This is a genomic window from Psychroserpens sp. AS72 (genome assembly GCF_038900375.1).
Classification (GTDB): domain Bacteria; phylum Bacteroidota; class Bacteroidia; order Flavobacteriales; family Flavobacteriaceae; genus Psychroserpens.
In genome coordinates, this window is record NZ_JBBMRC010000013.1 from 1 (window position 1) to 13,600 (window position 13,600).

The 13,600-nt window shown below is 32.5% G+C and carries 12 protein-coding genes; 2 read left to right on the top strand and 10 right to left on the bottom strand.

The window, feature by feature from the left end:
* The coding region (locus WNY78_RS17135) for a VWA domain-containing protein (RefSeq protein WP_342874448.1) at positions 1 to 2,693 on the bottom strand (2,693 nt) is incomplete at its 3' end.
* Positions 2,694 to 3,001: 308 nt separating this feature from the next.
* On the opposite strand from WNY78_RS17135, the gene WNY78_RS17140 reads away from it, so the two are divergent.
* Positions 3,002 to 3,568, top strand: a complete 567-nt coding sequence (locus tag WNY78_RS17140) for a GNAT family protein (RefSeq protein WP_342874449.1) — start codon at positions 3,002 to 3,004, stop codon at positions 3,566 to 3,568.
* On the opposite strand, the gene WNY78_RS17145 is transcribed toward WNY78_RS17140, so the two are convergent.
* The 9 genes from WNY78_RS17145 to dnaK all read right to left on the bottom strand — a co-directional run bounded on the left by WNY78_RS17145 (position 3,565) and on the right by dnaK (position 12,909).
* Positions 3,565 to 3,885, bottom strand: a complete 321-nt coding sequence (locus tag WNY78_RS17145) for a YtxH domain-containing protein (protein ID WP_342874450.1) — start codon at positions 3,883 to 3,885, stop codon at positions 3,565 to 3,567. The genes WNY78_RS17140 and WNY78_RS17145 overlap by 4 nt on opposite strands.
* A 101-nt stretch (positions 3,886 to 3,986) precedes the next feature.
* The gene (locus WNY78_RS17150) at positions 3,987 to 5,258 is read right to left on the bottom strand and encodes a hypothetical protein (RefSeq protein WP_342874451.1); all 1,272 of its coding nucleotides are present in this window, start codon (positions 5,256 to 5,258) and stop codon (positions 3,987 to 3,989) included.
* Positions 5,259 to 5,337: 79 nt separating this feature from the next.
* The gene (locus tag WNY78_RS17155; RefSeq protein ID WP_342874452.1) at positions 5,338 to 5,778 is read right to left on the bottom strand and encodes a hypothetical protein; all 441 of its coding nucleotides are present in this window, start codon (positions 5,776 to 5,778) and stop codon (positions 5,338 to 5,340) included.
* On the bottom strand, positions 5,778 to 6,725 hold the full coding sequence (locus WNY78_RS17160) for a nitronate monooxygenase (protein ID WP_342874453.1): 948 nt from the start codon (positions 6,723 to 6,725) through the stop codon (positions 5,778 to 5,780). Before WNY78_RS17160 ends, WNY78_RS17155 begins: the two co-directional genes overlap by 1 nt.
* Before the next feature lie 56 nt (positions 6,726 to 6,781).
* Positions 6,782 to 8,011, bottom strand: a complete 1,230-nt coding sequence (locus WNY78_RS17165) for a class I SAM-dependent rRNA methyltransferase (protein ID WP_342874454.1) — start codon at positions 8,009 to 8,011, stop codon at positions 6,782 to 6,784.
* Positions 8,012 to 8,109: 98 nt separating this feature from the next.
* Positions 8,110 to 8,631, bottom strand: a complete 522-nt coding sequence (locus tag WNY78_RS17170) for a lipocalin family protein (protein WP_342874455.1) — start codon at positions 8,629 to 8,631, stop codon at positions 8,110 to 8,112.
* Positions 8,632 to 8,920: 289 nt separating this feature from the next.
* A complete protein-coding gene (locus WNY78_RS17175; RefSeq protein ID WP_342874456.1) occupies positions 8,921 to 9,352 on the bottom strand; it encodes a hypothetical protein in 432 nt (143 codons plus the stop codon).
* A 28-nt stretch (positions 9,353 to 9,380) separates the two neighbouring features.
* Positions 9,381 to 10,835: a hypothetical protein gene (locus WNY78_RS17180; RefSeq protein WP_342874457.1), complete on the bottom strand. Its 1,455-nt coding sequence runs from the start codon at positions 10,833 to 10,835 to the stop codon at positions 9,381 to 9,383.
* Positions 10,836 to 11,004: 169 nt separating this feature from the next.
* Entirely contained in the window at positions 11,005 to 12,909 is a 1,905-nt protein-coding gene (dnaK, locus tag WNY78_RS17185) for a molecular chaperone DnaK (RefSeq protein WP_342874458.1), read from the bottom strand.
* A 193-nt stretch (positions 12,910 to 13,102) separates the two neighbouring features.
* On the opposite strand from dnaK, the gene WNY78_RS17190 reads away from it, so the two are divergent.
* On the top strand, positions 13,103 to 13,597 hold the full coding sequence (locus tag WNY78_RS17190; protein WP_342874459.1) for a dihydrolipoamide dehydrogenase: 495 nt from the start codon (positions 13,103 to 13,105) through the stop codon (positions 13,595 to 13,597).
* The last annotated feature ends 3 nt before the right edge of the window (positions 13,598 to 13,600 follow it).

The following is a 13,600-nucleotide window of genomic DNA, read 5'->3' on the forward strand; positions in this document are numbered from 1 at the left end:
GCAAATGTATAGGTATATACGTCTGCTAGTGGTCCGCTCCATGTTCCGCCTTCATTTGGAGTGCCTAATAAAGCATCAAATAAGTCTTCATTAGTTGGAACTACATCTGCACAAACTGTTAACGTTCCGTCATTTCCAGCATCTGGCGCTTCGTCTTCAGTAATTGTCAATGTTGCTGTATAAGGACAACCATTTGAATCAGTTAAATTTAATACCACTGGTGAATCTACTATTGTATAGCTTAATCCATCTACTAACCATAGATGTGAATCGCCTTCACAAACCGTAACATTGTTTACAATGTCTTCAGTTACTTCATAAGCTGTAACTGTCAATACGGTAGTATAAGGACAACCATTGGCATCTGTTTTTGGAATATTATGTGTTCCTACTGCATACTGAATACCTTCAAATTCATATGTGTTTCCAACACAAACTTCACCTGAAGCTGCATCATCTGGTGTCACATCATATGCTGAAACCGTTAATACTGTTTTATATGGACAACCATTAACATCTGTTCTTGGGATGTCATAAGATCCTACTTCATATTCTAAACCTTCATATGTAAATTTATTTCCAACACAAACTTCTCCTGAAGCTACATCATCTGGTGTCACATCATATGCTGATACTGTTAATACTGTTTTATATGGACAACCATTAACATCTGTTCTTGGAATGTCATGTGATCCTATTTCATACTGAACACCTTCGTATTCGTAAGTATTTCCAACGCAAACCTCTCCTGAAGCTGCATCATCTGGTGTGACATCATATGCTGATACCGTTAATACTGTTTTATATGGACAACCATTAACATCTGTTCTTGGAATATTATGTGATCCTATTTCATACTGAACACCTTCATATTCGTAAGTATTTCCAACGCAAACCTCTCCTGAAGCTGCATCATCTGGTGTTACATCATATGCTGATACCGTTAATACTGTTTTATATGGACAACCATTAACATCTGTTCTTGGAATATCATGTGATCCTATTTCATACTGAATACCTTCATATTCATATGTGTTTCCAACACAAACTTCACCTGAAGCTGCATCATCTGGTGTCACATCATATGCTGAAACCGTTAATACTGTTTTATATGGACAACCATTAACATCTGTTCTTGGGATGTCATAAGATCCTACTTCATATTCTAAACCTTCATATGTAAATTTATTTCCAACGCAAACCTCTCCTGAAGCTACATCATCTGGTGTGACATCATATGCTGATACCGTTAATACTGTTTTATATGGGCAACCATTAACATCTGTTCTTGGAATATCATGTGATCCTATTTCATACTGAACACCTTCATATTCGTAAGTATTTCCAACACAAGCCTCTCCTGAAGCTGCATCATCTGGTGTGACAGGAAATTCACTAATAACTAATACTGTTTCTTCTGCACATTCATTTTGATTTGGTGTAAAAGTAAATACACCATTATCTTCCGCCCAAATTCCATCAACACCATTATTAGATGTTGTTGGTAGTGTTAAAATATCTACTATATCACCTGCACAAATTTCTACTGTATCAAATGTTGGAATTGTTTCTGGAGTCCCAATCACTTCCGCAGGAAAAGTTCCTGTATTAAAACAACTTGGGTTACCAGTATCTAATATTGTTACACCATAATTTCCTGGTGCTAAATTGCTAATTGTAAATGAAAGGTTTGGTGTTGTGAAATTTGGAAAACCAGCTCCTGAAACATCAAATGGACCAACAGCTCCTGGGTTTATAGTTACAGATATTGTACCATTAGAATCTGTTGCACATATGGTAGATCCATCAACTTCAGCAGGTATAGGACAAATACTATTAGCTAAACTTGCAAAGCAATGCGCTAGTGTAGAAAAGTTTGGATCCACATAATAATCTGCTGTTGCAATAGTTTGTGTAGGTCCATATTGATCAGTATCTGAAATATCATTCATTAGAGAAGCATCAACATCACCAACACCTAAAATAAACATATGAGATCCTTTAGCTTTTAGGATGTTTGCCATTTGCACAGCATTATATATTTCTGCTTCTTGTGTAGTAGATCCATCATCACAAAAAGAATAATCATTTCCTGGTACTGTACCTGTAGCATCTGGTGAATATGTAGTTGGAACACCATCGGTAAACATCAGGACTAAATCGGCTGTTGGTAATGAATTAGCTCTCACTAAAGCTGCTTGCCAATTTGTTCCTCCTAAATTTCCTTGATCAGGATCATATGTTTGTCCGTTATAGGTAATTCCGTTAAAATAATTAGACATACCAGCAGTAACACTAGCAACTGGAGTATAAGAATTAACAACAAAAGTAGCACGTGAGCCAAATTCAATTATAGCTACTCTTACAGGTGTACATTCTAATTCTTGTAGAAATGTTTCTACACCTAATTGGACATCACCTTCTGCATTTTCATTACCAATTGAATTAGATTCGTCAATAATAAGTATGACATCAATTGGCTGATCACAACTAACCGTCAAATCTGGATTAGCAGTTACAGTGTAGTTTGGACAATTATCACAATCTCTGCCAGAAATATCCTCGCAAAACGTTTGTGCAGATGTCATAAAAAAACTAAAGCTCAATATTGCAAACAATAATGATCTCTTACTCAACAACATATTGTTAAGGCAACAATACATGAAATGTGAAATAATAGCAATGATTTTCATAGTGTTTTGGTTTATAAGTTAAACCATGACATTATAGAAAAGTCATATGTAGACTTGGTTGATATACGCTATTAATCAACCTGAAATTAAAATGCTATTATTTTTACTAGCTTCTAACAGTCTAGAAACCAGCTATAGGGAGTGATGTAAATATATATGTATTTAAATTAATGGATATAATTAATTCGTTGAAATACATAAAAGTTATGTGCAATGACATTCACTATAAAAATCATTCTATTTTAAAATACTTATTAAATAAAAAATTATGAATATTTTTGGGGAACCATTCATTTTAAACTCATTAGATGTTAAAATTAGAAAACGAATATGTACTTTTATCTCTATTAAATCTTGAAAATTATACTCATTTAATTGCTATTTCTAAAGAGAAAAATTTAATCTACTACTCTCCTAGCACGATTTCTACTTCGGAAACATTAAAAGATTACGTAAAGGTCGCTATTGCTGGATATGTAGATAAAACGACAATACCATTTATTATTTATAATAAAGTAAAACAACAGTATGCTGGAAGTACGCGTTTTGGATTAATTAATTGGAAAAATAAAGTCCTACATATAGGTTGGACTTGGATTGGTCATGAGTTTCAAGGTACTGGACTGAATAAACAGATGAAGTTTTTAATGCTTCAATATGCATTTGAAACTTTAGAATTTGAAAAAGTAGAATTCCGTATTGATGAACGTAATCAAAAATCTAGAAAAGCAGTCGAAAAATTGGGAGCAACATTAGAAGGCATCCTAAGAAAAGACACAGTAATGAACGATGGGTTTAGACGCTCTACATGTTGCTATGGTATTCTTAAAGAAGAATGGCCAACTATTAAGTTGACCATTTTTAAAGATTATTAACTTGTTTTTTGTAATGTTTTATTTTTTTCTTTTAAAATAGCTAATTGCTTCTCTAAAAACGTAATTGCTTGTTCTGTTTTATAACTTGTTTTTGAAGCAATATCTTTAATTTCTTTTTTGAGTGATTCTTTCCCAGAAGACGCTGCTTTAGTTAAATCATCTTTAACTTCTGTTAAATCACTAGACAATTGATTCTTAATGTCTTTACCTTCTTTTTTTAGCTTATCTCTTGTAGCACTTCCTTTTTCTGGAGCTAATAATACTCCAGCTGCTGCTCCTATTAATACTCCTAATATTACAGTTCCTTTATTTATCATAACTTTTTTCTTTTTTAATTAAACGTGTTTATTTGTAGGTCGCAAAACTTACTTATTTGTTACAAACAAACACTATACCAATTAGTTATAAGTTTGATATATTAATCACATATAAAACAGTTAATCAAATTAATGGGTAATTTAAAACCTTCAGACCCTTTTAAATCTTCAGTTACAATACCTTGCCTATCTATTTCAGCTTTAAATTTTAGAGCGTATTCCAAAAGGTCGTCTCTTCTACTTTTAATTTTATTGGTAATCTCTATACCGTTTAATGCGGAAATCTCAACTGGCCAAACTTTTAGTGATGCATCAATGACGTCGTTAGTTAACAATCTTTGAATTGCTTTAGCTTCCGAAGAAAAAAGAGTTTCAGGAGTATTGATCAAGAAATAACGATCAAATGGATACACAAGACCTTCAATAAAATCGATGTCGTCTTCAAAAGGTCGCAATTCGGGAACAACATTCTCATTGGTTAAAAAGGAAGGAATAACTCCATCAGTATTAAAAAACGCATTGTCGCGATCTCCAGCAATAGGTATTGCCACATAATTAGTATCAGTTTTTTGAAGTGCAAAACCCCATTGTTTGGTATGCCTATCCCAATCACCAATTAAAAAATCAAATAGTCTTGCTCTTATGAGTGCTTTTTTATCAACTGTTAAACTGTCTTTTAGTGTTAATTTGAGTTTTTGTAAATCTTCAGTATCTACTAATTGCTGAATATCTTTGTATCTAGTCCAATTAACATCGCCTTCTGTTTCATACTCTAAAAGGAATAAACGGTTTCCGAATTTATTATTATAGCTTTCTAATTTTTCTTGCTTGGGAAGAAAATATAATTTTGGATTTGTATGTAATACACCAACTGCTTCAGATAATCGAGCTGCTAAAAGCGCACCATAAGGATGTTGTGCAGAAATTCCATCTACAACTATATTTTCTAAACCTAGTGTTTTAGCAAGTTCTGGAATAAGTGGTTCTGGGTCTTTATTGACACTTCTAAGTGTGTATTCAATTCCATTTTCAGCAATTAATTTCAAAGAGTGGGTTTGCTTTCCTCCTCCTTCTTTTATTATAGTCACACCTCCAAATAGCGTATCTAAAAATAAAACAGGAACTTGAACTGGTGTTGCCCATTCATCTCGATATTGAGAACCTTGAATGAATTCTTTCACAAAATTTGGTTCATAAAGTTCACTTGCTGCTACTAACACAGAATCATAATCACGAAAATTTACAGTTTCTAAATCAGTAAAATTTAAAACTCTGCTGCGTTCAAATGTTTTATCTGTGCTCGATAAAGACCAGTATATTAAAGCTATGAGAATTAATAGGAAAGCGAATATGATGTATAAAAAACGTTTCATTTAAAGCAAATAATATTCTTTAAATTTATGTTTTTATAGAATTATTTGTGAGCGTTATCACGATTTAAATTAACCGAGTTCAATTTCCAAATAGATCATCTGGATTTCCACCATGAAAATTATATTCAAATTCAACAACTTCTCCTGAGTCTAATGTATCACTACCTATAAGATAATATGAATTATCTACGTGAATGCTATAATATGATTTTGCAGAATGAAACATCACAGTATCTCCAGGGAAATAATGTTTTACAGATTTTACTTCATCTTCATTAAAATGAGAATATTCATTAGTAACTAAAGCATAATGACTAAATCGCAAATTAGTATCATACCATCTAATCGTCGTTGTATCTTTAATAATGTGTGGTGTGTTCAAAAAAGAGACATAAGGCTTTTTAGTAGAAATGTCTTTTCTAGACTCATACACAAGCATCCAAAAAAATAATCCAATAACAATAACACCAATACCTACAATGGATAGTATTGCTATTAAGATTTTTTTAGATTTTTGCATTAGTTCACTAAGTTCTCTACAATATCTTTAACTGGTAGAATCTCTTTAGTATGTTCAATACTTGGTCCTGCAACCCAAACTGTTTTGTAAGTTGCTTTTTTAGCTGCATTTTCTGTAGCTTTCATACCTATAGAAAATCGTACCATTTTCACCCACTTTTTAAGACTTTTATTTTTGTTGAGTACGTTTTCCAACCATGTAGCTTTTGTTCCTATTTTTTGAACATATGGTGTGTTTATGACTGTACAAGGTGTACCAGAAATACGCTCTGTCATTATAATATCTTTTTCGCCATAATCAACACAAGCTTGTTTATATTCGTCGGTCACTCCTGCTTCTATTGATGCAATAAACGGACTCCCAACACTAACACCTTCTGCACCATAACTTAACATTTTATCAATGTCTGATTTACATCCAACACCTCCTGCAGAAATCACTGGTATAGTTAACGCTTTACTTAATTGAGTCGTCAATTCTTGTGGTGATAATTTCCCTCGGTGACCACCAGCTTCATTGTTTACTGCAATCGCAGCATCTGCTCCTAATTGCTCAACTTTTTGTGCAAAACGTAAATCTGTTACATCACAAAACACCTTAATCCCAACAGCATGTGCTTGATTAATCGTTTCCTCTGGACTTCCTAGAGATGTAATAATAAAATCGCATCCTTCTTCGCAAATAACTTCTAATTGACCTTTATATTTAATATTAGATTTATTCACGATTAAGTTAAATCCAAAAGAGCCACCTTCAACTTTATTAGCTTTTAATTCACGTAAAGCAACTCTTAATTCATCAAGTGTTCTATAATTAAGTGCTGGTATACAACCTGCAATTCCTCCTTTCATTGCTTCTGTCACCATAGCAACATTAGACACTAAAAACATTGGTGCTTGTATGATTGGATATTTTATATTGAGAAGTTGTGTGAGCTTGGTTTGCATACGTAATAAATTAAGTTAGACAAATATAATAAATATTATGCACGCATAACAGTTTACTAATCTTGAAATCTATAATAACCACATTTTAAATAAGCACCTTCTGGAAAACCAATAGGATGATCAATATCATGTTGTGTTTTTTGTACTACGGAAAACGAACGTTTTGTAGCTATCAACGTCTGTTCATTAATATCATAGAATGCTGTAGAGGTCACTCTAGATGAGCAAGATGCTAATACCAACAAGCCTTCTCTAGCTGTTAATTGTTCTCCTAGTCTTGCTAATTGTGCGTATTTTTTTTTGGCGAGTAAAATTTCAGATTGTTGTTTTGCAAAACTTGGCGGATCAATAACAACCACATCAAATTTCTTTTTTTCTGAAATGAGCTGCTCCAAAATTTTAAAGGCATCACCAGCTAAAGTAAAGTGCTTTCCTGGATAATCATTCAATTTACCATTTTGAACTGCAATTTCTAAGGCTTGTGAACTAATATCTAAACTAGTCACTTCTTTAGCTCCATTCGCTAAGGCGTGTACTGAAAATCCGCCAGCATAAGAAAATACATCCAAAACGGTTTTGTTGTTACTCAACAATCCTACTTGTCTTCTATTCTCTCTATGATCTAAAAAGTATCCTGTTTTATGTCCTTTAATCACATTGGCTGAAAAGTTCACGCCATGTTCTACAAATTCTACAACCTCGTTTTCTAAAGTTCCATAAACTACTTCTCCATCTTTAAGTTGATGTGAGTTTGATTGTTGCAAACCACGACTCAACCGTATGACAATGGTTTTACAACCTGAAGTTTTTACTAAACTTTCTAATATAGTTTTGAGATATGGTAACCAGATTTCAGAATATAGCTTTACGACTAAAACAGAATCATAAACATCTGCAATTAGTGATGGAAACTTGTCATTCTCACCAAAAATGAGTCGGTAGCTTGTCGTGTCTGTTTTTAATAATGGAAGACGTTTTTGGTATGCATTTTCAATTTTCCGAAGAAAAAAAGCGTCATCAATTTTTACAGCTTTGCTTTCGCTATAAATCATTTTGATACGAATTGGAGAATCTGCATCGTATAATCCTATGCCAATCATTCCGTTTTTTCGCTTTCCGAAGATAATAGCCAAATCACCTGATTTTGCATCATCATTAATTTTCACAATGCTTTCTGAAAATACCCAAGGATGCCCTTGTTGCACATAATTCTCACCTTTTGCAGTAAGTTTTATGGCAAGACGTTTAGGTTGAAATGTGCTTTCTATGGATTTGGAAAATGTCATGAATACAAATTAACGGGTTTTATATATAATATTGGCTTTATGTATAAAAAAACGCAACCATTTCTGATTGCGTTTATATATTTAAGAAGTATTTCTAATTACATTCTTGTGTAAGTCGTAATAACATTTATGTTAGAAGTTACAGATACACCTTCTTGAGCAATTACATCAGATTGTACAATACCTAACTTTAATGATGTTTCAGTAAGTTCTAAAATAGTGGCAACAGATGTTTCACCATCATTAACAACAGTTAATTCGTTACCGGTTCTTGACCAAGTACCATTACTTAAGAATTCTAAATTTTCAACATTATCTACTTGTGTTTGTCCTAGTGATGTCGTTGTTAATTCTATACTGTAAGAACCATCTGAAATAACTTCATTTGGATTTTCAGTAAAGGTTAATGTATAATCTACATCGTACGCTTCTCCTACAAATGTAGCATCAAAAGATTGTCCTTGAACAGTTGTTGATGAACTACCTGTATAATCAACATCTTGTCCAATCCATGTTCCTAAGAGGTCTCCTGAAGTGGTTGTAGGAGAACTATCGTCATCACCAGAACAAGCTGTTAATACTAAAGCTAATGCAATAAATAAAAAATTTAATTTTTTCATAATTTGTTTGAGTTTGTTTACGCAAATCTAAAAATTTAATTGACAATTGAAGTCGTTTAATTCGCAATTCAATCATTATTAGGTATTCTGCATAATTTTAGAGTTATAATAACAATAACTCAAAAAAAAACGCAACCATTTCTGATTGCGTTTATATATTTAAGAAGTATTTCTAATTACATTCTTGTGTAAGTCGTAATAACATTTATGTTAGAAGTTACAGATACACCTTCTTGAGCAATTACATCAGATTGTACAATACCTAACTTTAATGATGTTTCAGTAAGTTCTAAAATAGTGGCAACAGATGTTCACCATCATTAACAACAGTTAATTCGTTACCGGTTCTTGACCAAGTACCATTACTTAAAAATTCTAAATTTTCAACATTATCTACTTGTGTTTGTCCTAGTGATGTCGTTGTTAATTCTATACTGTAAGAACCATCTGACAAAACTTCATTTGGATTTTCAGTAAAGGTTAATGTATAATCTACATCGTACGCTTCTCCTACAAATGTAGCATCAAAAGATTGTCCTTGTACAGTTTTTGATGAATTACCTGTATAATCAACATCTTGTCCAATCCATGTTCCTAAGAGGTCTCCTGAAGTGTTTGTAGGAGAACTATCATCATCACCAGAACAAGCTGTTAATACTAAAGCTAATGCAATAAATAAAAAATTTAATTTTTTATGATTTGTTTGAGTTTGTTTGCGCAAATCAAAAATTTAATTGGCAATTCATTTATTAATTACAATTTCCAGCTTCAAAAAAAGCTATGCTAGTATTGGTCCCATTACCTTGAGCAACGAAACTGCTAAAATTTGTAGAATTATTTAATACCCAATTATTTAATCCACAATAGTCATTTAAACTAGTATTATACTGAGCATAAAAACTTCCCTGAGTTCCAACGAAATTAGCTAAAGCTGTAAAACCATCTAAACGTTCTAATTGTGTATTAATTTCTAATCTTAACGCGTCAATAGATGTTAGATTAGGAAAACTCACCTCAACCATAGGATTAGAGATTAATGTCAAACTTTGTACGCTGTTCAAATTTTGCAATTCTATATCTACTAATGAGGCGTTATTAGTAATCTCCAAACTTTCATTAATTGTAGACAAGTTGCTTAACCCATTTAAATTTGTTAATTGACTATTATAGGTAAGTATTATATTATTAAGTGAGTTTACATTATTTAAGTTATCAATATTTGATAATAGAGGGTTTTCAGTAATTTCTATATCATTGGTAACGTTAAGTAATGGATTTAATCCTTCTAAATTTAATAAATGATCATTATCTATTAATTGAATGTCTTCAATACTAATAATTGACTCTAAGCCCTCCAAATTCACTAATGAAGAATTCATACTGATAGTCAAAATCTCTAAACTATTTACATTACTTGAAAAACCAGTTAATGATAGTAAACTTGGATTATATCTAACGACCAATCCTTGTAGGTCTATAAGTCCACTTAAACCCGTTAAACTCAATAACTGAGTGTTATATTGTACTTCAAAAGTTTGTAATGCTGTTACATTAGAGAGACCATTGAGGTTCGTTAATTGAGATCCTCCAATATAGAGAGAACCAGCATTTGTTAAATTATTTAAAGCAGAAATATCTGTGAGTGGTATATTGATTAAATTAAAATTTTCTTGAACAGTTGACAAATTGCTCAAACCATCAAGGTTATCTAACATTTCATTATTTAGAAGTACTATCCTTACTAGTTGAGTGGCTCCATTTAACCCAATCAAACTTTCTAATTTATTATTATCATTAATCCTAATAGTATTAAAATTTGAGATATTACTTAATGCATTTATAGCTGTTAATTTATCATTATATTCTATTAGTAAATCTTCAACACTTGATGAAATATTTTCTAATCCATTTAGTGATACAACATTAGTATATCTAATGCTAAGATTACCATCAATGGTTTCTAGAGAACTAAGCGCAGATAAATTGGTAATAGGATTTAAGTCAACATCTTCACCATTTATTATCACATCTCCTGTTACGTTTGTATAATTTTCTTGACCAAACAGATCTACTTCAAGTTGATTTGTTAACACCAAATCATAATTAAAAATATGCTCTGGATAGTTCTGTTCTCCTGAGGCAGTATCATCACTACTACAAGATGACATCAAAAAAACAAGGCAGGCAAAATAACATAATCGCATATTAAATATTTTAAGAATAACAATTTATAACTAAATTTTGAGTTTTTAACCAAAAAAAGACGCAACCATTTCTGATTGCGTATTTTCAAATGTTAAATAATTATATTTGTGAGATGCTGAAACAACACTTCGACTACGCTCAGTGTAACGGTTCAGCATGACGTTATTGTTATTTCACTTCTTCGAAGTCTACGTCTTCTACATCACTTCCTTCTGCTTCACCATTTTGGCTTGCATCTGGTCCTGGTGCTTCTGCTCCACCTTGAGCATCTGCTTGTGCTTTGTACATTTCTTCACTAGCTACTTTCCAAGCTTCATTGATTTTCTCTAAAGCTGGTGTAATAACTTCGATATCTTTAGTTTCATAAGCTTTCTTCAACTCTTCAAGTGCTTCTTCAATTGGTTTTTTCTTATCATCTGATAATTTTTCACCAAATTCTTTCAACTGATTTTCAGTTTGGAAGATCATAGCATCTGCTTCATTCAATTTCTTAGCGTTTTCTACTGCTTTAGCATCTGCATCTGCATTAGCTTCTGCATCTTGCTTCATTTTAGCAATTTCGTCTTCTGTTAATCCAGAAGATGCTTCAATACGAATATCTTGAGTTTTATTTGTTGCTTTATCTGTTGCAGATACTTTAATGATACCATTGGCATCAATATCAAACGTCACTTCAATTTGAGGTGTTCCTCTTTGTGCTGGTGGAATACCATCTAAATGGAAACGACCAATCGTTTTATTATCTGCTGCCATTGAGCGCTCTCCTTGTAAAACATGGATTTCTACCGATGGCTGATTATCTGCTGCTGTTGAGAATACTTGTGATTTCTTAGTAGGAATCGTTGTATTTGCTTCAATCAACTTCGTCATTACATTACCCATAGTTTCAATACCTAGAGATAAAGGTGTAACGTCTAATAACAATACATCTTTTACGTCTCCTGATAAAACTCCACCTTGAATTCCTGCTCCTAACGATACTACTTCATCAGGATTGACTCCTTTGCTTGGCGCTTTTCCGAAGAACTTCTCTACTTCAGCTTGTACAACTGGAATACGAGTAGATCCTCCTACTAAAATAACTTCGTCAATATCGCTTTTAGATAAACCTGCTGCTTTTAAAGCAGATGCACATGGCTCAATCGTACGTTTTACTAAATCGTCAATTAACTGCTCAAATTTAGAACGTGTTAATGTACGTACCAAGTGTTTTGGTCCTGACGCTGTAGCTGTAACGTATGGTAAGTTGATTTCTGTTTGTTCAGAAGATGATAATTCTATCTTCGCTTTTTCAGACGCTTCTTTTAAACGTTGTAAAGCCATTGGGTCTTTACGTAAATCAATTCCTTCTTCTCCATTAAACTCATCTGCTAACCAGTTGATAATTTTTTGATCAACATCATCACCACCTAAGTGTGTATCACCATCTGTAGATAGTACTTCAAATACACCATCTCCTAATTCTAGGATAGATACATCATGTGTTCCTCCACCAAAATCGAAAACAACGATTTTTTGGTCTACACCCTTTTTGTCCATTCCATAAGCTAAAGCTGCTGCTGTAGGTTCGTTGATAATTCTACGAACTTTTAAACCTGCAATTTCACCTGCTTCTTTTGTTGCTTGACGTTGAGAATCATTAAAATAAGCTGGTACAGTAATTACTGCTTCACTTACAGATGTTCCTAAATAGTCTTCAGCAGTTTTCTTCATTTTTTGAAGAATCATAGCTGATAATTCTTGAGGTGTATACAAACGACCATCAATATCAACTCTTGGTGTATCGTTATCACCTTTTACCACTTTATATGGTACACGTTCTGCTTCTTTTTTAGATTCAGAATATTTGTTACCCATAAAACGTTTAATAGAATAAACAGTTTTTGTTGGGTTTGTAACTGCTTGTCTTTTAGCTGGATCTCCAACTTTAATTTCTCCACCTTCTACGAAGGCAATTACTGATGGTGTTGTTCTTTTGCCTTCTGCATTAGGGATAACTACTGGCTCGTTACCTTCCATTACAGAAACGCAAGAGTTGGTAGTTCCTAAATCGATTCCAATAATCTTACTCATAATTATATTTGTTTTAAAGTATTTCCTTTTTACTTCGGAAATGTTATGTTCATTTTTATTTACATTTTCTATATGGCAATCATTATGCCATGACAAAATATATGACATGATGTCAGAAATTTATTTTGAACATTATATTCAATTGTAAGCATTTTGGTATATCATTTGATACATTTAAAAAAAACTTAAAGACATGAAACGTATATTTTATTTAATTCCGGTATTTGCTTTATTATTAACAGCTTGTGAGGGACCTCAAGGACCTCCAGGATTTGATGGCCAAAATGGTGTCAATTTTGTAGGACAATCTTTTGAACGCACCATTAATTTCACGGCTACAAACAATTATCAAGTATCCTTTGAAATACCTCTTACTATTGAATTATTGGATACAGATATGATATTAGTCTATAGACTTGTGGGTCAATCTGGTGGATTTGATATTTGGAGACTATTACCTGAAACTGTTTACACCGAAAACGGTGGAGAGTTCAAATATAACTTTGAACATAATTTTGATTTTGTTACCCTTTATATTGAAGGACCCTCAACTTTTGATTTCAACACGCTCTTAGATGGTGATCGACTAGATCAAACATTTAGAACTGTAATTTTACCAGTAGACTTTGTAAATAGCATTGATCTTGATATTACTAATTTTACAGAAGTCATGAAACATGTACAATAATCT

Bases quoted from the DNA above. Each gene is read 5' to 3' on its own strand.
- dnaK (WP_342874458.1), bottom strand. From the start codon at position 12,909: ATGAGTAAGATTATTGGAATCGATTTAGGAACTACCAACTCTTGCGTT.
- WNY78_RS17190 (WP_342874459.1), top strand. From the start codon at position 13,103: ATGAAACGTATATTTTATTTAATTCCGGTATTTGCTTTATTATTAACA.
- WNY78_RS17165 (WP_342874454.1), bottom strand. From the start codon at position 8,011: ATGACATTTTCCAAATCCATAGAAAGCACATTTCAACCTAAACGTCTT.
- WNY78_RS17160 (WP_342874453.1), bottom strand. From the start codon at position 6,725: ATGCAAACCAAGCTCACACAACTTCTCAATATAAAATATCCAATCATA.
- WNY78_RS17180 (WP_342874457.1), bottom strand. From the start codon at position 10,835: ATGCGATTATGTTATTTTGCCTGCCTTGTTTTTTTGATGTCATCTTGT.
- WNY78_RS17145 (WP_342874450.1), bottom strand. From the start codon at position 3,885: ATGATAAATAAAGGAACTGTAATATTAGGAGTATTAATAGGAGCAGCA.
- WNY78_RS17140 (WP_342874449.1), top strand. From the start codon at position 3,002: ATGTTAAAATTAGAAAACGAATATGTACTTTTATCTCTATTAAATCTT.
- WNY78_RS17150 (WP_342874451.1), bottom strand. From the start codon at position 5,258: ATGAAACGTTTTTTATACATCATATTCGCTTTCCTATTAATTCTCATA.
- WNY78_RS17155 (WP_342874452.1), bottom strand. From the start codon at position 5,778: ATGCAAAAATCTAAAAAAATCTTAATAGCAATACTATCCATTGTAGGT.
- WNY78_RS17170 (WP_342874455.1), bottom strand. From the start codon at position 8,631: ATGAAAAAATTAAATTTTTTATTTATTGCATTAGCTTTAGTATTAACA.